The organism is Gilliamella sp. ESL0232, assembly GCF_013346885.1.
Lineage (GTDB): Bacteria > Pseudomonadota > Gammaproteobacteria > Enterobacterales > Orbaceae > Gilliamella > Gilliamella bombi.
In genome coordinates, this window is sequence record NZ_JAAEDW010000008.1 from 34,810 (window position 1) to 61,083 (window position 26,274).

The 26,274-nt window shown below is 34.8% G+C and carries 21 protein-coding genes; 15 read left to right on the top strand and 6 right to left on the bottom strand.

The genetic code is table 11. The features are described 5' to 3' along the window. Nucleotides 1-39: 39 nt before the first annotated feature. The 4 genes from GYW75_RS09210 (at nt 40) to asnB (ending at nt 4,151) form a co-directional block, all read left to right on the top strand. Nucleotides 40-1,653, top strand: coding sequence for an intermembrane phospholipid transport protein YdbH family protein (locus tag GYW75_RS09210; protein ID WP_174799204.1), 1,614 nt, complete (start codon nt 40-42; stop codon nt 1,651-1,653). Between the two features lie 11 nt (nt 1,654-1,664). Continuing rightward, entirely contained in the window at nt 1,665-1,850 is a 186-nt protein-coding gene (locus GYW75_RS09215) for a YnbE family lipoprotein (RefSeq protein WP_034911268.1), read from the top strand. A gap of 105 nt (nt 1,851-1,955) precedes the next feature. After that, nucleotides 1,956-2,300, top strand: a complete 345-nt coding sequence (locus GYW75_RS09220) for a YdbL family protein (RefSeq protein WP_085165597.1) — start codon at nt 1,956-1,958, stop codon at nt 2,298-2,300. Nucleotides 2,301-2,477: 177 nt separating this feature from the next. After that, the gene (asnB, locus tag GYW75_RS09225; RefSeq protein ID WP_034911264.1) at nt 2,478-4,151 is read left to right on the top strand and encodes an asparagine synthase B; all 1,674 of its coding nucleotides are present in this window, start codon (nt 2,478-2,480) and stop codon (nt 4,149-4,151) included. A gap of 80 nt (nt 4,152-4,231) precedes the next feature. On the opposite strand, the gene satP is transcribed toward asnB, so the two are convergent. Then, entirely contained in the window at nt 4,232-4,810 is a 579-nt protein-coding gene (gene satP, locus GYW75_RS09230; RefSeq protein ID WP_174799205.1) for an acetate uptake transporter, read from the bottom strand. Between the two features lie 227 nt (nt 4,811-5,037). Between satP and dnaK the strand changes: the two genes are divergently transcribed. Beyond that, the gene (gene dnaK, locus GYW75_RS09235) at nt 5,038-6,954 is read left to right on the top strand and encodes a molecular chaperone DnaK (RefSeq protein WP_174799206.1); all 1,917 of its coding nucleotides are present in this window, start codon (nt 5,038-5,040) and stop codon (nt 6,952-6,954) included. A 125-nt stretch (nt 6,955-7,079) separates the two neighbouring features. After that, nucleotides 7,080-8,207 (top strand): molecular chaperone DnaJ, encoded by a 1,128-nt coding sequence (dnaJ, locus tag GYW75_RS09240; RefSeq protein ID WP_085165593.1) that lies wholly within the window; start codon nt 7,080-7,082, stop codon nt 8,205-8,207. Nucleotides 8,208-8,409: 202 nt separating this feature from the next. Here dnaJ and GYW75_RS09245 read toward each other — a convergent pair whose 3' ends face one another. Beyond that, nucleotides 8,410-8,982 carry a hypothetical protein gene (locus GYW75_RS09245; protein ID WP_174799207.1) on the bottom strand — a complete coding sequence of 191 codons (573 nt, stop codon included), beginning with the start codon at nt 8,980-8,982 and terminating at the stop codon, nt 8,410-8,412. A 700-nt stretch (nt 8,983-9,682) separates the two neighbouring features. On the opposite strand from GYW75_RS09245, the gene GYW75_RS09250 reads away from it, so the two are divergent. The 5 genes from GYW75_RS09250 (at nt 9,683) to csdE (ending at nt 15,081) form a co-directional block, all read left to right on the top strand. After that, the gene (locus GYW75_RS09250; RefSeq protein WP_238786456.1) at nt 9,683-10,768 is read left to right on the top strand and encodes a DUF695 domain-containing protein; all 1,086 of its coding nucleotides are present in this window, start codon (nt 9,683-9,685) and stop codon (nt 10,766-10,768) included. Between the two features lie 709 nt (nt 10,769-11,477). Continuing rightward, nucleotides 11,478-12,473, top strand: coding sequence for a ubiquinone anaerobic biosynthesis protein UbiU (gene ubiU, locus GYW75_RS09260; RefSeq protein WP_174799209.1), 996 nt, complete (start codon nt 11,478-11,480; stop codon nt 12,471-12,473). 85 nt (nt 12,474-12,558) lie between these two features. Next, nucleotides 12,559-13,437 (top strand): U32 family peptidase, encoded by an 879-nt coding sequence (locus GYW75_RS09265; RefSeq protein ID WP_065590578.1) that lies wholly within the window; start codon nt 12,559-12,561, stop codon nt 13,435-13,437. Beyond that, on the top strand, nt 13,394-14,617 hold the full coding sequence (gene csdA, locus GYW75_RS09270) for a cysteine desulfurase CsdA (RefSeq protein WP_238786457.1): 1,224 nt from the start codon (nt 13,394-13,396) through the stop codon (nt 14,615-14,617). Before GYW75_RS09265 ends, csdA begins: the two co-directional genes overlap by 44 nt. A gap of 68 nt (nt 14,618-14,685) precedes the next feature. After that, entirely contained in the window at nt 14,686-15,081 is a 396-nt protein-coding gene (gene csdE, locus GYW75_RS09275; RefSeq protein WP_174799211.1) for a cysteine desulfurase sulfur acceptor subunit CsdE, read from the top strand. 42 nt (nt 15,082-15,123) lie between these two features. Here the strand turns inward: csdE and dolP are convergent, their stop codons facing one another. Beyond that, on the bottom strand, nt 15,124-15,702 hold the full coding sequence (gene dolP / locus GYW75_RS09280) for a division/outer membrane stress-associated lipid-binding lipoprotein (RefSeq protein ID WP_174799212.1): 579 nt from the start codon (nt 15,700-15,702) through the stop codon (nt 15,124-15,126). Between the two features lie 240 nt (nt 15,703-15,942). On the opposite strand from dolP, the gene GYW75_RS09285 reads away from it, so the two are divergent. Then, nucleotides 15,943-16,641 carry a DUF1266 domain-containing protein gene (locus GYW75_RS09285; RefSeq protein ID WP_065590581.1) on the top strand — a complete coding sequence of 233 codons (699 nt, stop codon included), beginning with the start codon at nt 15,943-15,945 and terminating at the stop codon, nt 16,639-16,641. Continuing rightward, nucleotides 16,638-19,361, top strand: a complete 2,724-nt coding sequence (locus GYW75_RS09290) for a hypothetical protein (RefSeq protein ID WP_174799213.1) — start codon at nt 16,638-16,640, stop codon at nt 19,359-19,361. Before GYW75_RS09285 ends, GYW75_RS09290 begins: the two co-directional genes overlap by 4 nt. 81 nt (nt 19,362-19,442) lie before the next feature. Here the strand turns inward: GYW75_RS09290 and GYW75_RS09295 are convergent, their stop codons facing one another. From GYW75_RS09295 to xthA, 3 genes are all read right to left on the bottom strand, one after another. Further along, a complete protein-coding gene (locus tag GYW75_RS09295; RefSeq protein ID WP_174799214.1) occupies nt 19,443-21,113 on the bottom strand; it encodes a molecular chaperone HscC in 1,671 nt (556 codons plus the stop codon). A 125-nt stretch (nt 21,114-21,238) separates the two neighbouring features. Beyond that, on the bottom strand, nt 21,239-22,573 hold the full coding sequence (xseA, locus tag GYW75_RS09300; RefSeq protein ID WP_174799215.1) for an exodeoxyribonuclease VII large subunit: 1,335 nt from the start codon (nt 22,571-22,573) through the stop codon (nt 21,239-21,241). Between the two features lie 51 nt (nt 22,574-22,624). Next, complete coding sequence (gene xthA, locus GYW75_RS09305; protein WP_065590585.1) at nt 22,625-23,431, bottom strand: exodeoxyribonuclease III; 807 nt, start codon at nt 23,429-23,431, stop codon at nt 22,625-22,627. A 120-nt stretch (nt 23,432-23,551) separates the two neighbouring features. Here xthA and tyrA point away from each other — a divergent pair, with 120 nt between their 5' ends. Together tyrA and glmM are read left to right on the top strand one after the other, a co-directional pair. Next, a complete protein-coding gene (tyrA, locus tag GYW75_RS09310; protein WP_174799216.1) occupies nt 23,552-24,673 on the top strand; it encodes a bifunctional chorismate mutase/prephenate dehydrogenase in 1,122 nt (373 codons plus the stop codon). 107 nt (nt 24,674-24,780) lie between these two features. Beyond that, the gene (gene glmM, locus GYW75_RS09315; protein ID WP_174799217.1) at nt 24,781-26,112 is read left to right on the top strand and encodes a phosphoglucosamine mutase; all 1,332 of its coding nucleotides are present in this window, start codon (nt 24,781-24,783) and stop codon (nt 26,110-26,112) included. Nucleotides 26,113-26,274 lie beyond the last annotated feature (162 nt).

Consider the following 26,274-nt stretch of genomic DNA (forward strand, 5'->3'; position numbering starts at 1 on the left):
GAAACCCCTGCAACCCTTTTTGTCAAAGTGAGAACTTCTATGGTTCGCTTAAAAAAACGCTATTGGATCTTACTCAGTATCTTATTTTTCCTCATACTGTTTTGCTTGTTTGGATGGCATTATTGGCAGACTTTCAAGCAGAAAAATGGGATTATTGTCGATTGGCATGGTGCTAGCGTTGGCTTTAAAGGTCTTACTTTTGACGAACTTACTGTCAGTAAACCATCCCAAGTTTCTATAACTGCTAAAAATTTATCAATTTCATTATCGCAGTTAACTGCAAACAATTTAGATATTTATTGGCAACCCAATGAATCTGAAATAGCTTTAGAAACTATTGAAAACACGGTTGATACAACGACTGAAACGCTTAATCAATCTGATCCCGATCTCTCTTTGATTTCAACTATTATTTATTGGTTACCTAAAACGATTCATATAGATACACTGCGATTTTATGAACAAAATAAAGCGAGATTAGATTTAAAAGTTGATATAAGTAAACAGCAAGAAGCAATACAACTTAATTTATCAACCAATACCCAAGAAATAACACAATTGTCTGCCACTTTGTTGTTTAATCAACAGGCTTTGCGGATTGACATACAAAACGGCCTTTTTAAAACATCCCTAAATCAATTTGGTTTACAAAATAGTAATTTAGTCTTACCGTTTACTGGATGGCTATCTAGTCATCAATTGGAATTAATAACTTCGGATAAAGCATCAATTAGTTTAGAAAAAGCAAATCTTTCTGATGATTTAATCCTTGGTTCTTCCAATGGGGATTTCAATATTCAACTTAAATCAAACATTCCATTTGATAGTAACCAACTATCTGCTATAGCAACATTAACCATTAATAAACTCAATGGTATTTATAAAACTAGTGAAATCAAATCGGTTACAGGCGATATCAATATTATTATTAAAGATAACCAATTTACTATTTCAACACCGGTATTAAATATTCAAGAAGTAAATATGGGGATCGCTTTTGAAAAGATTAAATTAGTTGGAAGCTATTTAGCCTCGTTTAAAGCACCAAACAAAGGAACGGTTACATGGAAAAAAGCTCAAGCTAATATATTCTCTGGTTTGGTTTTTATTGAAGAAAATAAATTGAATTTAGCTAAATTACCCCAACAATTTAATTTAAGGTTAAAACAGATACAACTAAAAGATATTTTTAAGCAATATCCTTCTGAAGGGCTTGCTGGTGATGGTGCAATTGATGGAGTTTTACCTATTACGTTATCAGAGATAAAGAAAAAGGGTGAAACAGCTTTAAAATTTGTCATTAACAATGGCAAGTTAGTTACGATCAACGAGGGTTATTTACAATTTGAAAATTCTGCTCTCAAAAGCTATGGGCAAAATAACCCCAATATGAAAATACTCACTGATATTATTAAAAATTTTCATTATACTAAGTTACAAGGCGCAGTTGATTACGCTAATGACATTGCCAAATTAAAATTGAATATTCAAGGCAGTAATTTGGATGTCGAAAATGGCAAAGCGGTTAATTTAAATATCAACCTTGAAGAAAATATGACTAAATTGCTCATGAGTTTACAGTTATCCGATCAAATTAGTGAGCCAATCCGTAAACGTATTGAAGCTTATTTAAAAAATAAATCTTCAAAATAAGGGGTTATTTTATGGTACGAAATGTTATTGCAATTATAATATTAGCAGGTGTATTAACGGGATGTTCACCAACAGTTAAAGTTCAAGCACCGAGTGAACCAATTAATATCAATTTAAATGTTAAGATAGACCATGAAATTAATATTAAGGTTGATAAAGCTTTAGATAATATAATCAATAAATCTGGATTATATTAATTAATAAGTTTTATTTTTATCTGTCTTTTTGATTATAAGTTTTAATAAAAATCTATACTCACATTTAAATAAATAAAATACGATGTATTTATTAAGGAGTTTGTTATGAATATCTGTAAGAAAGCAACCTTGGCATTATTTTCAGTTGTGTTATCTTTTTCTGCGTTTGCATTAAATTTAGATCAAGCAATAGATTCATTAAGCCAAGCCAAAGCTCAAGGGATAGTTGGTGAACAGGCTGATGGTTATTTAGGTGTAGTGAAAAACGAAGGTAACGCTTCTGAAATTGCGCAATTAATTAATCAGGCTCGTAAAGAACAATACCAAAAAGTATCAGCTGAAAGTAATGTCCCTTTAAATGAAGTAGAAAAAAAGGCCGGTAGTAAAGCGCAAGAAAAGACCCCAGCAGGTCAATATATAAAGCGACAAGGCCAATGGTTAAAAAAATAATTGCTACTTTTTTCAGTAGTAAGAAAAGTATAATCACATTATGCTTTAATTGTGTATAAATAATGTGTATTCTGTTTGTTTAAATATTTGTTTTATGTTTAACAAAATAAAAAAATTTATCTAGTTAGTTTTTACTTGTAACAGTATCGCTTATGCGATTTGAAATGGAGAAAATCAATGTGTTCGATTTTAGGTATTCTTGATATTAAATCAGATCCAGAACAACTACGAACAAAAGCATTAGAGCTATCATGTCTACAGCGTCATCGTGGTCCTGATTGGTCTGGTATCTTTGCGTCTGATAAAGCAATTCTTGCTCATGAACGTTTATCAATTGTAGATGTTAATACAGGATCTCAGCCTCTTTATAATAAAGATAAAACCCTAGTTTTAGCGGTAAATGGCGAAATTTATAATCATCAAGAACTCCGAAATCAGTACAAAGATCGTTATGAGTTTCAAACAGGTTCTGACTGTGAAGTGATTCTTGCTTTATATCAAGAAAAAGGTATTGATTGCCTTGATGAATTACAAGGTATGTTTGCTTTTATCCTTTATGATATCAATAAAGGCAGCTATTTTATTGGCCGTGACCATATTGGTATTATTCCAATGTATACAGGTCATGATGAAAATGGCACATTTTATGTTGCCTCTGAAATGAAAGCATTAGTGCCTGTTTGTAAAACAATTGAAGCTTTCCCTCCAGGATGCTATCTATCTAGTACCGAAGGTGAAATCAAAACGTATTACAAACGTGACTGGATGGATTACGAAAATGTGAAAGACAATAAGACGGATATTAATGCACTGCGTGTTGCATTAGAAGAGTCTGTAAAAAGTCATTTAATGTCTGACGTGCCATATGGTGTTTTATTGTCAGGTGGACTTGATTCTTCCGTCATTTCAGCGATCACTAAAAAATTCTCAGCACGTCGTGTTGAAGATCACGAAAAATCAGAAGCATGGTGGCCACAGTTACACTCATTTGCTGTAGGTTTAAAAGGTGCTCCAGATCTAAAAGCTGCACAAGCGGTTGCTGATCATCTAGGTACAGTTCACCACGAAATTAACTTTACCATTCAAGAAGGTATTGATGCTATTCGTGACGTAATTTATTTCATTGAAACTTATGATGTCACCACAATCCGTGCTTCAACACCAATGTATTTAATGGCACGTAAAATCAAAGCAATGGGAATAAAAATGGTACTTTCTGGTGAAGGTGCTGATGAAGTGTTCGGCGGTTACCTCTATTTCCACAAAGCGCCAAATGCTAAAGAGTTCCATGAAGAAACCGTACGTAAATTAGCAGCACTACATATGTATGATTGTGCACGTGCGAATAAAGCAATGGCGGCTTGGGGCGTTGAAGCTCGAGTCCCATTCCTTGATAAAAAATTCTTAGATGTCGCAATGCGCATTAATCCAAAAGATAAAATGTGTGGTAGCAATGGCAAAATGGAAAAACATATTGTCCGCGAAGCATTTGAGTCTTACTTACCTGCATCGGTTGTTTGGCGTCAAAAAGAACAATTCTCTGATGGTGTTGGTTATAGTTGGATTGATACATTAAAAGAAATTGCAGAAAGTAAAATTACTGATCAGCAATTAGAAAATGCAAAATTCCGCTTCCCATATAATACGCCAACTTCGAAAGAAGCTTATATGTATCGTGAAATTTTCAATGAACTATTTCCAGTTGAAAGTGCAGCTCATTGTGTACCAGGTGGTCCAACTGTTGCATGTTCAACTGCTAAAGCAATTGAATGGGATGAATCATTTAAGAACTTAAACGATCCATCTGGACGTGCGGCGGTTGGTGTTCATAACGACGCTTATAAAAAATAATTGATTTTAGCGATAATTATTTGATATAAAAAACGGGGAATATTCCCCGTTTTTTATTAACGATAGACTAAATTAAATTATTAATGCGCATCGCCTTTAGGTGCACCAATCGGTAAAACCGTACGACCAAATTGCTCATTAATCACTTCTGCCATTGCTAAATAAATAGCACTTGCTCCACAAATAATGCCTTCAAAACCTGCAATATGAATAATGCCATGGTTACCTGAAATATTACCAATAGCTAATAAAGCAAATAAAACGGTTAAACTAGCAAAAACAAATTGTAATGCGCGGTTGCCTTTTAATGTACCAATAAACATAAAGCCAGTAAAAATTCCCCATAACGCAAGGAAAATACCAACAAAAGTGGCATCAGATGGCGCTGTCGCTGGTGAAGTTGGTAAATACCAAATACCCACTAACGCAATCCAAAAGAAACCATAAGAAGTAAATGCCGTTGTACCAAACGTATTACCTTTTCGAAATTCTAAAATACCAGCAATGACTTGCGCAAGGCCGCCATAAAAAATACCCATTGAGACAATTACTGTCATAGCAGGAAAAAATCCAGCATTATGAATATTCAATAAAATTGTTGTCATACCAAATCCCATTAAGCCAAGAGGGCCTGGATTTGCAAGTTTTGTTTGTTCCATAAGGATCCTATAAATTAAGTAAGATGATTAAAGAGCGGCAATAATAAGTGTAGAAAACGCTATAATCAAGGTTTTAGAAAAATAATTTTTTTTACCCCTTGATATTAATAATAACGTTCCCATTTATGTGAAAACAAAAAACATTTCTTTGTGAAGTAAGGGCTTGAAAATTAAAATTTAAGACTTATATACAAGAAATAAAATACAGGTTTTGAGGAGAAAAGATTATGGGTAAAATTATTGGTATTGATTTAGGTACAACAAATTCATGTGTTGCTGTAATGGACAATGGTCAAGCAAAAGTATTAGAAAACGCTGAAGGCGATCGTACAACCCCTTCTATTATTGCTTATACACAAGATGGAGAAATCTTAGTTGGTCAACCAGCAAAACGTCAAGCAGTAACCAATCCACAAAATACACTATTTGCAATTAAACGTTTAATTGGTCGTCGTTTTGAAGATGCCGAAGTACAACGTGACGTTAGCATCATGCCATATAAGATCGTAAAAGCTGACAATGGCGACGCATGGGTTGATGTTAAAGGTCAAAAAATTGCACCGCCACAAATTTCTGCTGAAGTATTGAAAAAAATGAAAAAAACAGCAGAAGATTATCTTGGTGAAGCAGTAACTGAAGCGGTTATTACTGTTCCTGCTTATTTTAACGATGCACAACGTCAAGCAACTAAAGATGCTGGTCGTATTGCAGGACTTGATGTAAAACGTATCATCAACGAACCAACAGCGGCAGCGCTTGCTTATGGTTTAGATAAAGATGTAGGTAACCGAACTATTGCGGTTTATGACCTTGGTGGTGGTACATTTGATATATCTATTATCGAAATTGACGATGTTGATGGCGAAAAAACCTTTGAAGTATTAGCAACAAATGGTGATACTCACTTAGGTGGTGAAGATTTTGACTCACGCTTAATCAATTATTTAGTTGACGAATTTAAACGTGAACAAAACTTCGATCTAAAAAATGATCCGCTAGCAATGCAACGACTAAAAGAAGCGGCAGAAAAAGCGAAAATTGAATTATCATCAGCGCAACAAACTGATATTAATTTACCTTATATCACTGCTGATGCAAGTGGTCCAAAACATTTAAATATTAAAGTGACTCGCGCTAAATTAGAATCATTAGTAGAAGATTTAGTTAAACGTTCAATGGATCCTGTAAAAACAGCATTACAAGATGCAGGTCTTTCTGTTTCTGACATTAAAGACGTTATTCTTGTTGGTGGGCAAACTCGTATGCCAATGGTTCAAAAAGCGGTTGCTGACTTTTTTGGTAAAGAGCCACGTAAAGATGTAAACCCTGACGAAGCGGTTGCAGTTGGTGCGGCTGTTCAAGGTGGTGTACTTGGTGGTGATGTTAAAGATGTATTATTACTTGATGTAACTCCATTGTCTTTAGGTATTGAGACTATGGGTGGTGTAATGACAACTTTAATTGAAAAGAACACAACTATTCCAACAAAACATAGTCAAGTGTTCTCAACAGCTGAAGATAATCAATCAGCAGTAACCATTCATGTATTACAAGGCGAACGTAAACGTGCGGGTGATAACAAATCATTAGGTCAATTTAACCTAGACGGTATTCAACCTGCACCTCGTGGTATGCCACAAATTGAAGTTACTTTTGATATTGATGCTGATGGTATTTTGCATGTATCTGCGAAAGACAAAAATACTGGACGTGAACAAAAAATTACGATTAAAGCCTCATCAGGATTAAGTGAAGAAGAGATTCAAAAAATGGTTAATGATGCAGAAGCAAATGCCGATGCAGATCGTAAATTTGAAGAACTAGCTCAAACTCGTAACCAAGCAGATCATCTAGTTCATTCAACACGTAAACAAGTGACTGAAGCAGGTGATCAGTTATCAGCTGATGATAAAAAAGCAATTGAAGATGCCGTAAGTGCTTTAGAAACTGCTGCTCGTGGCGAAGATAAAGCAGAAATTGAAGCAAAAATTAATGCATTAATGGAAGCTTCTAAAAAATTGCTTGAATTAGCACAACAACAAGCTCAAGCAGCTCAAGGTGCAGAAACAAATAGTGCAAGCTCTAATGCGCAAGATGATGTTGTTGATGCAGACTTCAAAGAAGTTGATGATAATAAAAAATAATCATTAGTTACTATGTTTTTTAATGAGTTATTCCAACGAGTTTTAAACATGTAATACATTAAACGGGCGCGAGGTAACTCAAGCCCGTTTAGTTGTTTATAAAATCATAAAAATAAAGGTTAATTATGGCGAAGAAAGATTATTATGAAACATTGGGCGTCAGTAAAAGTGCCAGTGAAAGTGAGATAAAAAAAGCCTATAAACGCCTAGCTATGAAATATCATCCTGATAAAAATCAGGATAACAAAGCCGAAGCTGAAGAAAAATTCAAAGAAGTAAAAGAAGCTTACGAAGTCCTAACCGATCCGCAAAAAAAGGCGGCTTATGATCAATATGGCCATGCTGCTTTTGAACAAGGTCAAGGCGGTGCAGGAGGATTCGGAGGCTTTGGTGGATTTGGCGGCGGAGCTTTTGACGATATATTCAGTGATTTCTTTGGTGGTGGTCGAGGTCGTGGACAAACTGCATCTCGCGGCAATGACTTACAATACAATATCACACTAACATTAGAAGAAGCTGCCGCAGGTGTTAGTAAAGAAATTAAAGTTCCAACGTTAGTAAGCTGTGATACTTGCCATGGACAAGGAACCGAAAAGCCTTCTGATGTGGTAACGTGTAACACATGTCATGGTGCCGGTGTTGTACAAATGCGCCAAGGCTTTTTTGCTGTGCAACAAGAGTGTCCAACTTGTCATGGTCGTGGTAAAGTAGTTAAAAATCCATGTAAAAAATGTCACGGTGAAGGCCGAGTACAAAAAACAAAAACATTATCTGTTACTATTCCTGCTGGTGTTGATACAGGAAATCGTATCCGACTTTCTGGTGAAGGTGAAGCTGGATTAAATGGTGCGCCATCTGGTGATTTATACGTACAAGTGCAAGTTAAATCACATGCTATTTTTGAACGAGACGGTACAAACTTACATTGTGAAATTCCAATTAATATTGTATTAGCATCACTTGGTGGCGAAGTTGAAGTGCCAACACTTAATGGCAAGGTCAGCTTAACAATTCCTGCTGAAACACAAACAGGAAAAATGTTCCGACTACGAGGTAAAGGCATAAAATCGTTGCGTGGTAATGCTGTCGGTGATCTTTACTGCCATGTTGTAGTTGAAACACCAGTTAATTTAACCAGTAAACAAAAAGAGTTACTAAAAGAGTTAGGTGAAAGCTTTAAAGCTGATAAAAACTCTAAACACAGTCCCAAAGAAAAAAGCTTCTTTGACAAAGTGAAAAAGTTTTTTGGTTAATTTGATATAGTAAAAGCACGATTGAACAGTAAAATCACTTGTTCAATCGTGTTTTAGCCAACATTAACACCTCTACACTCATCCCTATTTATTCACAAAAACAAAAAACTTTTAGGCAAAAATTAGTTAATGCAGGTATTAACTTTATTAAAGTTTTTGGTGTTTTTTAGCCAAATTAACCGTTTATGCAACTATTTCGTTTTTACTGCGATCCTGTTTTTTGGTTGCGATATTTTTCGGTTAAAATTGCGACATAAAACTTACCGTCAGTTTCTCGGGATAGATGTAAAGCGTATGGTTTATAGCTCCATATTTTATCCCCTACTATGTTTTTATATTCTTCTTTACCATATTTTTGGGTTAATTCTTTATAAACTTTCTGCTCTATTTCTGCTGTGTATGTTATTTTTTTATAAACATTGAACACAACTAATTTGGTAGGGTTACGCTCTAAGTCATCTTCAAGTCTAATTGTTAATTTTTCGTCTTGATTGTTGGCATTTAAAGTTATTTCATAGCTTTTGATTGTGCCTTCGACTATCGATTTTTTTCCTATTTTTGATGGCGGTAATCGCATTTTCATTTCACTAATTTTTATGTCATTTTCAGAAAGGTGATATTTGTTTTTGAGTAATTCAACCAGTTCCAGTTCGGTTATTCCAAGCTTAACCCCTGCAAGTTCAAGATTTTCCGCCTGCTCTTTTGTTAAACCATCAGCCCAACAGGTTGGGATACAAAATAACAAAGTGAATAATAAAAAGTATTTTTTTAACATTGTTTAGTTTGAATAGTATAATGAATTATGAAGTTATCATTTTATTTTAATAAAATAATAAATTAGAAGCTAGCAAGTGAAAAAATAAGTATGGTGCAAAAAGTAAGCAAAATAAATTCCTCAATCAAACTGATTATTTATACAAAAGAAATATTTAAGGAAGATTATTTTATCATAATATTGGCATTAGAATGCGCCGATAACGAAGCGAGGATAAGCTGACAAATATAAAAATCTTTCAATATGTTAAAATATTCTCCAGAAGCTTAATTTGCTATAACTCATCCTCGCCAAAAAATTTCTTCAAAAAAATAGTTAGAGCTTTAACAAACAGCAATGCTCTCACTGATTTAAAAAATCAGCTTATTAAGTAACTAAAAATAAGAAACTAAATAAAATACTTGAATAAGTAGTAGATAGGATGTGATGCACTATAATTCTAAACACTGGCAAATCTATATCTTGAATCTTTTTAGAACATTTTCAAAATAATTTGAAGTTAGCACTAAATTACAACAAGATAATGCTATTGATTTAACACTTTAGTCTAATATTGATAATCATATTGCTGAATATTATATCATTAATATTTTAATTAATTATCTTATTAGATGATTAATAGTTATAAAATTTAAATGAATATAGTGTATTATTAATGCTATTTTTGTATGATTTTTATTGAGTTAAGAGGGTAATGTATATGTTTTTCAAAAAGTTTTGGAAAAAATCACCACCTGATATTAAAAACACACCAAAAGAGCAACAAAGCACACAAGATTATTTAAGTGCGATGATTCGAGATTTTTGGCAACAAGTAAAAAATTCTGAACAATCTCTTAATGAACTTGATATTTTAGATATAATGAAAAATATTAATAATCTATTAGATGAAAATCAGTTAGATGTCATTGCTGAAATTACTGTAGGGGATACTAAGAAACATAAAATTATTTTTACTGCGGATGGAAAAATTGAACGCTTCGAATATGTAATAGAAATTTTCCGACAGGCACCTGATCTTCAGTTTTTCGAAGTAGAAGCATTTCGTCAGCGCATTAATAATGTAGATACATTTGTTATAACATCTAAAGAGAGTTCTTTTTCATTAGGTGCAACTGATTTATTAATTCAATACAAAGAAAGTCGTCGTAAAATATCTATCGGTATTATGTTTGCTAAGACAGTCCCTGAAGAGATGATAAAACAGGCAGAAACGATGGCATTAATCTATCTCGATCATCTATTAGGTGAATATGATTTTGCTGTTAGAGTAGAAGCTGTTGAGTTTTTAAAGATAGATCAGAGTGCTACCACAATTCCTGCTAACCAATTTGTAACTATTTTTGATCGGTTATGGAAAGAAGATTTAAAACATACCGGTATATTTAATATTCAAGAAGATCAATGGATTGTATTTGAATTAACAGATCTTAAAATGTTAGTGCATCGTAATGAAGCGGCTAATTCTTTGTTAGGACATGAAAATTATTGTTATGCACTTAATGTTATAGTTGATATTGATAGTAAAGAGACACTTTCACTTGTTTATGAATTAGAAGATGCTATTAATCTTGCTTTACGTGCTGATGAGAGGGGAATTCATTGCCAAAACAGTTTTAGTGAAGGTGTAAGAAATATGCTATGGTATGTAGGAAATAAACAGTCAGTACTCCAATTAGTTAAACAAATAACAAACCGATATAATACATTATCAGTTAAAATTGAATGTGAGTTCGATCCTTTTTGGTTACAGTACTTACGCTGGGTTGAGTGTTATCAAGCATAAAAAAGTATCTATGATTAATGGATACTTTTTTGCACAATAACTATTGTAGCAGGGGATGTTGAGATACTATTCTAAATTTTGTGTATTTACCTGTTAAAGGTGACGGTTTATATGGTTACCAAATTCTGTAATAAATGGACTCAATGCATTTTCCCTGTTTTGGATGGACATAGCACATTTTTTAGAAGCTTGCTGTATTGCTGAAATAGATAACTTTTTAACCGATCGGTCGGGAAAACTTACTTTCATTAGGAAACCACAGCGTAAATGTTTTTCAGCTATATCGTTTAATACTAAATTAATCATCCAATCATCCAATAACTTAGGTTGATAATATTAAGAGCTCATGACAATTGGATTGATTTAGTGGCTTGTAGTTCTTTTGCCCATGTTTTTGTTCCTTGATGGGCATACATTCTTTTATGATTTCTTCCTGAAGCTGTGATTTTAAATTCAATTCGGCAATTATCTGTTTAAGTTTGTTATTTTCGGTCTCAAGTTCTTTTAAGCGTTTGATATCTGAACTTTCTACTCCACCGTATTTTTTCCGCTATTTATAAAAGTTAAATTACCCATATCATATTTTCGGCAGTGGTTATAGTATACTACCCATTTTTTAAACATAACCACCGCTTTCTATTCGCATTACACTCGGAATTATTGCATAATACAGAGCGTATAGACTATAAAAATTGAGTTAGGAATAATTATGGAACTTCTTTGTCCAGCGGGATCTTTACCATCATTAAAAGTGGCTATTGATAATGGCGCTGATGCTGTTTATATTGGTTTGAAAGACGATACCAATGCCCGTCATTTTGCTGGTTTAAATTTTAATGAAAAGCGATTGATTGAAGCTTCAGATTATGTACACAAACACGGCAAAAAATTGCATATTGCTATTAATACTTTTGCCCATCCAGAAAATTTTCAGCGTTGGCAATATGCGGTTGATACTGCGGCTAATATTGGTGCTGATGCTTTAATTATTGCCGATCTTGCTATGCTTGATTATGCGGCTGAAAAATACCCTAATCTTGAGCGTCATGTTTCTGTACAAGCGTCGTCGACCAATGAGGAGTCGATTAAGTTTTACTATAATAATTTTCAGGTACATCGCATTGTTTTGCCACGCGTACTTTCAATGCATCAAGTTAAACAGTTATCACAAGTGTCCCCCGTTCCACTCGAGGTGTTTGCTTTTGGTAGCTTGTGTATTATGGCGGAAGGTCGATGTTATTTGTCATCTTACTTAACTGGCCAATCCCCTAATACCGTTGGCGCTTGTTCACCTGCCAAATTTGTTCGTTGGGAAGAGACCGAAAAAGGACTGGAATCAAGGCTGAATAATGTGTTAATTGATTGCCATAAAAAAGGCGAAAATGCAGGCTATCCAACGCTATGTAAAGGACGCTATTTTGTTGGTCAGGAGCTTTATCATCCTATCGAGGAGCCAACAAGTTTAAATACCATTGAGCTATTGCCTGAACTGTTTGCCGCAAATATTGCATCAGTCAAAATAGAAGGCCGTCAGCGTAGCCCTGCTTATGTTGAGCAAGTCACTAAAGTGTGGCGACAAGCCATCGATCGCTATAAAGCCAATCCGCAATCATTCAAAGCCGAACAACGCTGGATCGATACGCTTGGTTCGGTGTCAGAAGGCACACAAACAACATTAGGCGCTTATCACCGTAAATGGCAATAAGGTGTGAGTTAGCAATAGGTAATGTGCTAACAGCATCAACGTAAATCATTGAGAAAGATCTAACATAAATATAGTGAGCAAAACCATGAAATACGCATTAGGACCAGTGCTTTATTATTGGCCTAAAACAGAAACAGAAGCGTTTTATTACGCCGCTAAAGAGAGTCAAGCGGATATTATTTATATGGGCGAAACGGTTTGTACCAAGCGCCGTGAAATGAAAGTACCAAACTGGATTGAATTAGCAAAAGAGATTGCTAAATCTGGTAAACAGGTAGTGCTTTCTACATTAGCTTTACTTGAAGCACCATCAGAATTAAATGACTTACGGCAATTGGTTAATAATGGGGAGTTTTTAGTCGAAGCAAACGATTTAGCTGCCATTAATGTTGCGCATGAGCATAAATTACCCTTTGTTGCAGGTCCGGCTATTAACTGTTATAACGCTTTAACTCTAAAATTATTACAAAAACAAGGTATGGTTCGCTGGTGTATGCCGGTTGAGCTTTCTCGTGATTGGTTGAGTAATGTGCTTAAACAGTTTGAGAGTTTAAATATTGCACGAAATTTTGAAGTTGAATTGTTTAGTTATGGTTATTTACCTTTAGCTTATTCAGCTCGCTGTTTTACCGCAAGATCGGAAGATAAGCCTAAAGATAAATGCGAAACTTGTTGTATTAAGTATCCTGTTGGACGTGAGGTGTTTTCACAAGAACAACAGAAAGTATTTGTGTTAAACGGCATTCAGACTCAAAGCGGTTATTGTTACAATTTGGGAAATAATCTAAAAGAGATGAAAGGATTGGTTGATATCGTTAGAATTTCACCACTTGGTATTGAAACACTTGATATTATTAAGCAGTTTAAAGCTAACGAAGATGGATTAAATCCACTGCAAATTGAACATAACCGAGATTGTAATGGTTACTGGAATGGGATTGCCGGACTTGAACTTACCCAATAAGCATTTTCTGCCTGAACAGTTTCGGGCAAGTTTTCCTGCACTTAATAGTGAAAGCGTATATCTTGATTCGGCAGCAACAGCACTTAAACCGCTAGCAATGATTGATGCGACACTTGCGTATTATGCCCAGAATACTGCTACTGCAAAACGTAGTTTATACCAAGATGCTTTGCAAGTAACTGCAAAAATTGATAAGGCAAGACAAAATGTTGCCGATTTGGTTCACGCTAATAGTAGTGCTGAAATTATCTGGACACGAGGTGCAACCGAGTCAATTAACTTAATTGCGCAAAGCTATGCTCGATCGTTGTTACAACCCAACGATGAAATTATTGTGAGTGAATTAGAGCATCATAGTAATTTGTTACCTTGGTTGATTGTGGCTAAGCAAACGGGGGCTAAAGTCGTTAAGTGGTCGTCGGATGTTAATGAGTTATTGTCGTTAATGTCAGCTAAGACCAAGATTGTTGCAGTGACTCAAATGTCAAACGTCACTGGATTTTGCCCTGATTTAGCTACAATAAGCAACATTGTTCATCAATATGATGCGGTTTTAGTGGTGGATGGTGCGCAAGGTGTTGTTCATCATGCAATTAATGTTAACCAGTTAGATATCGATTTTTATGCCTTTTCTACCCATAAATTGTATGGTCCAACGGGGCTTGGCGTTTTATATGGTAAAAAGGCATTACTTGAGCTAATGTCGGTTTGGCATGGTGGCGGTAAAATGCTAAAAAGCGCTTCGTTTGATGATTTTATTCAAGAAGATCTTCCTTATAAATTTGAAGCTGGTACGCCTAATATTGCAGGTATTGTTGGTTTTAATTCCGTACTTGAGTGGTTAAAAAGTTGGGATAATAAGCAAGCTGAAAACTACACAAAACAGCTAGCTTATTATGCAAAATCACAACTAAACCAATTTGCCGATATTCAATTTTATAGTGTGGATGATAGCCCGATAATCACTTTTAATATCAATAATATTCATCATAATGATATTGCTATTTTGTTAAGTGAACAAAATATTGCCATCCGTACTGGTGAGCTTTGTGCCCAGCCTTTGATGAATAAATTAGGATGCCACGGAGCGGTTCGTGTTTCATTGATGCCATATAATAATCAGCAAGATGTGGATAAATTTATTTCAGTATTGCAAAATGTAATTGAAATATTAGTGTGATTTTATACTGAAACGTATAGTTTCCTGAAACTTTTTTACAAACATTTAATCGTAAATAGGTCAATATTATGCTATCACAGCAAAGCTTAGCCGAATTATTCGCAAAGCAACATAATTGGCAAGATCGTTATCGACAGTTAGTGATGTTAGCAAAGCAATTGCCTGATTTTCCTGAAGAGCAAAAGACAGCTCAAAATCAAGTCAATGGCTGCGAAAACCGAGTTTGGTTGACTTATCAAAAACAGACAGATGATACCTATGTTTTTAGTGGTGATAGTGAAGGTCGAATAGTGAAAGGATTATTGGCAATCTTAATTATTGTTGCTAATAATAAAACAGCGCAAGAAATTGCAACGCTCGATTTTCAATCCTTATTAAGCCAATTGAAAATTTCTGATGAGTTAAGCCAATCTCGTTTGCAAGGGCTTACTAAATTAATTGAGCGTATTAAATCAGTTGTATAAAAAAGGGGGCTAATTCGCCCCTGTCTTTTATATAGTCAATATTTAATCTTCAGTATACGTATATAGTGTGATAACTTTTTTTACACCACGGACTTTACTTGCAATTTCGGCTGCTGCTTTACCTTCTTCTGATGTAACAATACCAATTAAGAAAACTTCGCCGTTTTCAGTTACTACTTTAATCTTGCGAGCTTTTGTTTTGGCATCTAAAACTAACTGAGATTTAACTTGAGTCGTTATCCATGTATCATTGGTAATAGTCCCTGCACCAACAGGCTCTCCAATACGAATTTGGTTATAGACTTTTTTTACCCCTTCAACTTGGTAAGCAAGACTTTCAGCTTTTTCAACTTGTTCATTATTTGCTTGTCCAGTTAACAGAATATTACCACCATAAGCACTAGTAACAATACGAGAACCAATAAAAAATGGTCCATTATTTTTTATTTTCATGCTCATGCGTGAACTAAGTGTTGTATCATCAACTTGAGTACCCGCAGTACGAGGATCGGTTGCAACTTTTGCCGTAGCCCCTGCACCAATTCCTATAAAGGCAGCAACGCAGCCTTGTAATGTTAATGCGCAAGAAATTAACATTACTATTAAGCTAACTTTTTTCACTATAACTCCTTATGATTTATTACTCTGTAATAATCAAATTTCAATAAATTGTTTGTATTATGCCTTGTAGATATTGATTTGCAAATAATTTTATGATTTATGCTAGCTTATAGCAGTATTTATATTTTATTAAACTTAACCACACCATAGATTTCTGTTTGAATTTCAATTGTTATTTTAGTGTAAAATCTGCTATCTTTTGATAATAAATAAAATAAATTAGATGATTGGAATACAAATATGAATCAAGATTGTGTCGATTGGCTATATGGTTTATCTGCACCAATGGTTGTAATAAACATAGAAAATGGAGCAAGTTATACTTCGCCATTTTTTTATCCAGATCGAGATTTTGTTGATATGAAAGAGAGTTGGGGGATTGATTCCCGTGAAACTTTACTTAACTGTGTGTTCGACATGGTTGATGATGGGCACGCTTCAGCATTGTCTAAATATTATTTGATGTATTCTCGACTTTCCGAATTTGATTGGTGTGACCATTATCAAGAACAAGATGACTATCAAAAAGTTTTGCTTGATTTTGTCAAACAAACCTTTCCTGTGTGCGGTACTGCAGGTATCCGTAGTTGGGATTATGCTCGAATGGGATATATCTTACGAAATGGTATCACTAATAAATATATCACCGAACAAGAGGCCTTATGGGTTTTTTCTCGAATAGGACTCCGTTGTCAATATTATTATAGAAACTGGCACCATTACTTTTCAGGCTGGTTTGTTGGCTATCAATATTGGATATCACTCAATAGCAAAGAAGACTTAGAAACATTACGTTGCGAATTGACTCGAGCATCACGCGCTCATACCATGGCAAATTTACATGAAGATAAAGATGCCCCACATAATCGTTTATCTTGGTATATAGATATTGAAGAACTAGAAAAACCTGAGTCACTAATGGAGTATGATTGGTCATGAATGAAAATATTTGGCAACTGTTAGGCATTGAAAAAACAACCGATCAAGCGGCTATTCGTCAAGCATATCGAGCACAATTACCTTCATATCATCCTGAAACTGATCCCGATGGTTTTAAAGCATTACGCGAAGCCTATGAGTCAGCAATAAAATATGCACAATCGCCCGAAACAATGGCCGATGAACCTAAGTCTGAATCAGAACAACAACAAGAAGTATCAGTATCTTTAACAGAAAAACAGCTTAAAGCCAATGAAATTTGTGAGGCTTATCAAACATTATTAGATGATCCTCGACGCTGTTTTAATGTTAACGAGTGGCAAAAATTTATTGGTTCATTTTATGACTACTCAATGGCAGTTATTGATTCTGTAAAATGGCGATTGTTAGAAATAAGTTATGAATCAAAAAATATATCAGAGTCATGTGTCAAACTATTAGCCGATAGTTTACGTTGGCGGCAACTGCTAATGATTCAATTTACCGATGATTTTGAAAAGTATGATAATTATTTAAATCATATTGATCGTGGTGATTTGTTCAATTACACCTATTTACCGACAACAAGTAAAACACTGCAAAATGTAACTATCGATTATATGTACTATACTAGGTGGTTATTTTGGGAGCGTAGATCTGAGGATATTTATGCATTCTTATCACAAGATACGGTCATTTATCTTCCTGATGATAAAAATTTGATGCTTAAATTTTCCTATTGGCATTGTATAGCTAATATAAAAAATCAAGCTATTTTGGATTACGCTTTAAAATGTATTTCCCAAAATGATCAAGATGAAAATATCATTATCGAATGGAAATATATTGCCGCTATTCAATATACGCTACTTGATAATAAGCAAGAGTCCTTACAATCTTGGCTAGATCTTTATAGTTCTGGTCATTATCAAGATAAAGCAGCCAGCTGGATAGCTGGTTGGTGCGAATATTATAATAAAGATTATTTCCCATTATTAATCATGGCCCTTAATAATTCTTACTGTATTGATATAGATAACACTGAAAATTATTTAAATGCAATACCTCAGCTAACAGCAACAACTGTTTCACGATTGGCGGAACTTGAGGCTAGTGATTATTCCCCTGAAATAGCCAATTTTATTGATTGGGCGTTAAATGTAAATTGGAATTATAGACAAGTTTTATCCATGCTGTTACTTGATGACGGTACCAATCGATTGTATCGCTTATATCGCCATGCCATCATGCTTCGCCACGGTAATGAAAGATTATTGCAAGAAATCCTTGATGAACGCAGCGATGATCCATTTGAACAATTTATTTTGCAAAATTTACAAAGGCAAGCAGGACAAAACCTAACATGGTTATCAGAGCTACCGCCCGTACAAGAGTTTAAAGCTTGGCTATATGATAGTGATGAAAATGCGCCTATTCCAGCTAAATTTGATCCTAATTCTGAAGATAATCATTGTTTGTATTGTCGTTTATGGCTAGATAGGCTTGATTATTTGCCTTATGTTGCCATGTTTCATCTTTATAATAATTTAGAGTATTCATATATGGAAATGTATGATTGGGTAGCTTTTCTTACAATACGAATACCTTACAAATTACCCGCTCCTCCAGATGCTTCTATCTGTTCAAGTAATAAAAATGCCTATTGGCAATGGTATCGTAATTGTTTATTAGTTATATCAATTGCCAGTCAACCCTTTGCAACGGCCAAATATCTTCAAACTGAAAATAATACATTCCAACTACCGGATGATAATTTGCTATCTCCTCTTATTAATATTTTTAAACAAGGAAACTGGCAAAATGAAACAGAGTTATATAATCTGATTAACAATGACAGTAAGTTAATTGATTGCATTTTAATAAATTATCCAAATTCAATTGAATCGTATATTGATGATACACCTGATAGCATTGATTTTAAAGAAATTGAGCAAAAACTTGAACAAGTATGGCAAACTAAATTAGCGAAACAAAACCCTCTCTACTTGATGATTTTATACACCATAGTATTTAATAAGCCCGATCAAAAAACAAAATTAAATAAAATGTTACAAGATATTACTGGCGATAATAAAGAGTTAATAAAAGTATCAACAGTTCTACAAAAAAATTGGGAGTCATTATCATCTGATGATAAAATAAAATACAATTACACCGAACTAGTTGATGAAATAGTGACCATTGCTAAACGTTTATCTAACTCTTACGGTATATGTGATGAAGACGACCTTACAATGCTAGACGAGTTCAAAAATACCAGCGACAATGATTTAGTCTTACGGCTTTGTGCAGCATCACTTATAGCAAAAAATGCCGAAAATCAAAAAAAACTGAATTCACAGGCATTACCTAAAAATAAATGGTGGCAGTTTTGGCGTTGGAATGGACGAACAAATCTAAAAGGTTTGATTACACAATTACTTTGTAATTTTGTACTTTTAGGATTAATGTCCATACTTAGCAATTATTTTGAGCTAAATAGTCCAATCTTTTCTAAGATTGGTTGTTTTATTATTGCAGCTAACACGATTTTTGCTATAAAGAGACGCCTAAATGACAGTTATAAAGGACAACCTTTATTCTTTTACTACTTTTACTACTCTTTAATATCAATATTGGTTATTCCTTGGACTTTTTGGCCATTTAGGCTTCCAGGAATTAAACAAACCAATCGTTTTGGACCACCAGTAGAAGAAATTACCAAGGAAAAAGAAAAGTAAACGACAAGTAATCTCCCCTTTTTTATCTAGGCTATACTTGGCTAAAGGAAGGGGAGAGGATATTTTTAAAAATTAGATCTTTTATCGATTAAGATCTTTTAAGTTTAACTCAATTTCACAACGAATTTCGTTAATTTCTTCAGAATTTTGTCTATTTAGTACTTCCATAAAAACTTCGATATATGATCCAATTAATAGTCGTTCATCACCCAATGATTGTGCCCATGCACGTTCTAGCCTTGCTAATAAAGTACGATTCGGCATTTCGTCGCGAGGGTGAATTTTAAGTGCTTTCAAGCGATCATGACTGTCTTGTTTTTGTTTGTCTGTTAATCCAATTGGACTATGATCAATTACTTTGCCATGTTGCTTACCTGTTTCAAGCAAAACCACATCAACTTCTAATAAGCCATTTAGATCATAACTAAAGCGGACATCAATTCCTTGGGTTCTTTCCATTGGCGTTAGAGGCACTTCAAACTCATCAATTAAAACATTATTTTCAACGCGTGGATTTTCACCTTGATAAACCGAAATACATATCGCTTTTTGCTGAGGGTGCGTTGTGTAAAATGTTTTTACTTTCGAAGTTGGTACAATGGTATTACGTTCAATAATGGGTGAAAATAATCCACTAACATTATTTGAACAACTTTCAATCCCTAGTGTATAAGGGCACACATCAGTAAGAATGACTTCTTCAACATCAGCATTTCGCAATCGACAAGCTGCTTGAACTGCGGCACCTTGTGCAACGATCGTTGTCGGATTTATGTGGCGATAGGGTAATTTACCAAATAATTTAGTAACCAGTTCTCGTACCACACCTAATTGAGATGAACCGCCGACTAATACGATATGTTCAAGTTGATTAGGTTTTAATCGGGCATCACTTAATGCTTGTTCTATTGGTGCTCTTAGTCGATTAAGTAGTGGTAACCATAGTGTTTTAGCTCGGCTTTCGTTTAAGGTAAATTGCCACTGCTTATCTTGCCAAAACCAAGTTAAAGTATGTGATTCTTCAACATTTAATTTACATTTTAGTTGTTCGGCTAAATCTAACAGGCGAGCATAATCATCGGTCGGAATATCTTGTTGTTTAAGATTCCATTCACTTAAGCAAACTTTAACAAGCTCTTGGGTAAAATCTTCACCACCTAAATAGTTATCACCAGCAGAAGCATGCACTTCAATAATGGGCATTGAATATTCAAGCACTGTTACATCAAACGTACCACCACCTAAATCAAATACTAAAGTATTACCCGATTGATCTTCATGTAATCCGTATGCCATAGCGGCTGCTGTTGGTTCATTGATTAAGCGTACAGCATTTAACCCAGCTAACTCGGCAGCAAAGCGAGTTTGCTTGCGTTGTTCATCATTAAAATAAGCAGGAACAGAAATGACAACATCACGAACTTCTTGGTTTAAAAAAGCCTCTGCATCTGCTTTCAATGATTTTAAAATTATGGCTGAAAGTTCAGTTGGCGTAAATTTTTTGTCACCTAATTCGAAAACTTTATTTGAACCTAAAAAGCGTTTAAATGCTGCTGCACTGCGATTTGGATGAGTGGTTAAACGAGACAATGCCGCATGTCCGACTAAAATAGAATCGTCTTCATCAACACTAACTACAGATGGTGTAACAACTTCACCAATTGAGTTAGGAATGAGGACAGTTTTACCATCTTGCCAAACACAAATTAAACTGTTTGTAGTGCCTAAATCAATACCGATTGGATAATGCATAAACTCTCTAAATAATATAATAATTTCCTATTGTTTAGATTATATACTAGCGATCACCAGAATTGCAAAAATGATACTAAAGATTAGTAAAATAGGTTTATCTATTATCTTTAAATATAATTATTTTATTCGTTAATTTTTGTAATTTGGCTAACAAGTTTACCTTTTTTCAGCTTTGTTACGATAATGTCACCCACCGTGACTTGTTCAGAGCGACGAACCACTGTGTTGTTTTGGTCGGTGGTAACTGAATAACCTCGTTCGAGAGTAGCTAGCGGACTAACGTTGTTAAGTTGAGAGGTTTGTAAAACAAATTGATGTTGTGATTTTATTAACTTTTGTTTAATTAAATTAATTAATTGTTGCTGTTTTTGCCAAGTAAGTTGCCCTAAATAGGTAATATTATTTTGTGGAGATACTCGTAATAGTCTTTTATCGAGTGAATTATGACGATTTGATAGTCTGAGAAAATATTGCTGAATATTTTCAGATAATGAATGGCGATAAGCTAAAAGTTGATTTAATTGTTTTTCTAGCTTTGTTTGTGGATGTTGAGTCTGTAATTGGTGTCGCCATTTATTGAGTTTTTCTCGGCATTGCATTAAATAATAATCCATTGCCATGGTTAAATGCTGCTGTTGAACTTGCAAACGTTTTACTTGTTGTAAACTGTCTCGACTAACAAGCTCGGCTGCTGCAGATGGGGTTGCCGCTCTAACATCAGCCACAAAATCGGCAATCGTAAAATCAATCTCATGCCCAACCGCACTCACAATCGGTATTTGACTAGCAAAAATAGCTCTGGCTACCACTTCTTCATTAAATGACCATAAGTCTTCAAGCGAGCCACCACCTCGTCCAACAATTAATATATCACATTCTTGACGAATGTTGGCAATGTGAATCATGTTAGCGATTTGCCCTGCCGCTTCATTGCCCTGAACTTGCGTTGGGTAAATAATTAAATGCAAACTTGGATCTCGGCGTTTTAATATCTGACAAATATCATGCAATGCCGCACCCGTTGATGAAGTGATAATTCCAACTATGCGAATGTTTTCTGGTAATGGCTGTTTATTGGTAGAATCAAATAAACCTTCCTCAGACAGCTTTTGTTTTAGTTGCTCAAACTTTTGCTGTAATAATCCCGTACCTGCTGCTTGGATTTTATCAATAACCAGTTGGTATTCGCCACGTGCCTCATATAGTGTTACTGTGGCCCTGACTAAAACTTGTTGCCCATTTTGTGGGATAAAACCTGCACGAAAATTGCTGTTGCGAAACATAGCACAGCGTACTTGTGCACTATCGTCTTTTAACGAAAAATACCAATGACCTGATGATGGACGTGAAAAGTTTGATATTTCACCTATTAACCAGATCTGGCCAATAGCATCACAAAGCAATTCTTTAACCATTTGATTAAGATCTTTCACTGATAAAATCGAATTGCTTTGCATGCTATTGTCCTTATTACAACTGTATTACAACTATATTATAACTATAAAGGTTTATACTAAATCAAATTGAGCCCAAATTGGTGCATGATCAGATGGTTTTATCATTGCACGAATATCATAATCAATACCCGTTTGTTTACAATAAGTCATCATTTTTTGACTAGCTAATATTAAATCAATTCTTAACCCATTATGGGTTTCAAAACCTTTAGTACGATAATCAAACCAAGAATACTCAAGTTCAGTTGGGTGAGCATTGCGGTAAGTATCAATAAAACCGAGAGACATTAAGTTGTTTATCCATTTTCGTTCTTCCGGTAAAAATGAACATTTTCCTGTACGAAGCCATCGTTTACGGCTATCTTCGGAAATGCCTATATCTAAATCGGTTGGGCAAATATTCATATCGCCCATGACTAAAGTTAGTTGATTATTTAATTGACGATCTTGTAAATACTGTATTAAATCATTATAAAATTTACGTTTAGCAGGGTATTTAATTTCATGATGTAAACTTTCACCTTGAGGAAAATAACCATTAATTATTGTTAAATTACCTTGACTAGTAGGTAACTCAATTATGATCAAACGACATTGAGCATCATCACTATCGTTTGGAAAGCCACATTGCACAGACAAAGGTTGTTGCTTGGTTAACAACGCTACTCCATAATGCCCCTTTTGTCCGTGATAATGTAAGTGATAACCAAACTGTGCTAATTCATCAATGGGAAACTGATCGTTATGAACTTTAGTTTCTTGTAAACCAATAATATCTGGTTGGTGTGTCTCAATAATTGCTGATAATTGATGAATTCGAGCGCGAAGGCTATTAATATTAAACGAGATAACTTTCATAATAAATTTATTATATTTAATTCCATGTTATAAACTAAATACGCATCGTAACAAAAATACGTTATACTGTTAAGCTATTACAATAAAAACCACCATTTGTGATAAAGGGAATCACTAAATATGTCTACGGAATTACTTGCCTTGCGCGATAAAATCGATGAAGTTGATAAATCCATTTTATCTTTAATTACAAAGCGATTAGCATTAGTTGCCGAAGTTGGCGAAGTAAAAAGCAAACATGGCATTCCGATTTATGATCCCAATCGTGAAGCGGATATGTTAGCTAAAAGGCGACATGAAGCTGAAAAAGTAGGTATATCCCCCAATTTAATAGAAGATATTTTACGTCGTTTAATGCGTGAGTCTTATATTAGCGAAAATGATAAAGGTTTTAAAAAAGTCTATAGTGGTCAAGGATCAATAGTGATTGTTGGTGGTAATGGGCAAATGGGACGATTGTTTGCTCGTTTATTTACCCTATCTGGCTATCAGGTTAAAACATTAGGCTCCAAAACTATGCATCAAGCAGCCGAAGTGGTTACTGATGCAGTGGCTGTTATCGTGACAGTACCTATTAACAAAACCTGTGAAGTCATTAAACAACTACCACCATTACCCAAAGATTGTATTTTAACGGATTTTACATCCATAAAAGCCAAGCCTCTCCAGGCAATGCTTGATAAACATCAAGGGCCTGTAGTCGGTTTACACCCAATGTTTGGTCCAGATGTACCAAATTTAGCCAAACAAATTATTGTTTATTGTGAAGGGCGATATCCAGATAAATACCAATGGCTAATTGAACAAATGCGTATTTGGGGTGCCAATTTATGTGCGATTAATGCCAAGGAGCATGACAAATGCATGTCATTCATCCAAGCATTACGCCATTTCACTTCGTTCTCATATGGTGTCAATTTGCAACGAGAACAGGCCGATTTAGAGCAATTGATCGCACTTTCTTCACCAATTTATCGCCTTGAATTGATGATGGTTGGGCGATTATTTGCTCAAGATCCTGAGCTTTATGCCGATATCATCATGGCGTCAGATGATAATATTGAATTAATCAAACGCTACTATGAACGCTTTGGGCAAATGGTCAAACTTATTGAACTACGTGACAAAACTAAATTTATTAAAAGTTTTAACGAAGTAACTCAATGGTTTGGTAGTTATGCCGAACGTTTTATTAAAGAGAGCCAAGGATTATTAAAATTTGCCAATGATAATCGAGAGTAGTTTTATATTAAAAAGTATACTTTCCTGAAAGTTTTTCACAAATTAAAATATACTTTTTATCAAAAGATAGTTGTTAGAAATAATAAATGTTAGTGTGAGGGAATATCATGTCTAATCGAAAATATTTTGGTACAGATGGGATTCGCGGTAAAGTTGGCCAGTATCCTATTACACCAGATTTTGCGCTTAAATTAGGCTGGGCTGCTGGGCGAGTGCTAGCCAAAGATGGCGTTAAAAAAGTATTAATCGGTAAAGATACCCGCATTTCAGGCTACATGCTTGAATCAGCACTAGAAGCGGGATTTGCTTCTGCTGGTGTTGCCGCTGCGTTTACAGGACCAATGCCAACCCCGGCAATTGCCTATTTAACCCGCACTTTTCGTGCTGATGCCGGCGTTGTCATTTCTGCCTCGCACAATCCTTTTTATGACAATGGTATTAAATTCTTTTCAACCGAAGGGAAAAAGCTTGATGATACAATCGAACTAGAAATTGAAGCCGAACTTGAAAAAGAGATCGATTGCGTTGAATCCAAACAACTTGGTCGAGCTAGCCGTATTACCGACGCTGCAGGGCGTTATATTGAATTTTGTAAAAGCACATTTGACCATGATTTAAGTTTGTCTGGATTAAAAATTGTTGTCGATTGCGCTAATGGTGCCACCTATCACATAGCACCAAAAGTATTACGAGAACTAGGAGCACAAGTAATAAAAATTGGTTGTGAGCCAGATGGTGTTAACATCAATGAAAACTGTGGCGCAACTGACATAAAAGCGCTTGCTAAACGAGTTATTGATGAAAAAGCCAATTTAGGTTTTGCCTTAGATGGCGATGGTGACCGCATTATCATGGTTGATCACGAAGGTCGAAAAATTGACGGCGATTTAATTATCTATATCATTGCCCGTGAAGCATTAAGACAAGGTCAACTAAAAGGTGGCGTTGTCGGTACATTAATGAGCAATATGGGGCTTGAAATTGCCCTTAAAAATCTCGGTATCCCATTTGCTCGTGCTAAAGTTGGTGATCGTTATGTACTTGAAAAACTAATCGAAAAAAATTGGCGCTTAGGTGCCGAAAATTCGGGACATGTTTTATTGTTAGATAAAACCACCACTGGTGATGGTATTATTGCAGGTTTACAAGTATTAGCCGCAATGATTCGTAATGATATGTCATTAGCTGACTTGTGCAGTGGTATGACAATGTTACCACAAGTATTAATTAATGTTCGGTTTTCAGGTGAAAACGACCCCTTAAATAGTGATGAAGTAAAAGCGGCAATTAAACATGCAGAAAAACAGCTTGGTCATAATGGTCGAGTTTTGATCCGTAAATCAGGAACCGAACCGCTAATTCGTGTTATGGTAGAAGGAAGCAATGAAAACGAAGTGCAAAAGTTGGCAGAAACTATCGCTACAGCAGTTAAAGCCTAAAAATACCCCCAATTATGCCCATTAATTAAGCCATTAATTGAGCTATATTGAAGTTAGAATAGTAAAAGAAGTTGCGAGCATTTACGTAAAATTAGTAAAAAGTGTCTAAAATTTTAATTTTGTTAATCAAAGGTTGACTTGTTATAGGCAATTAGGTTTAAA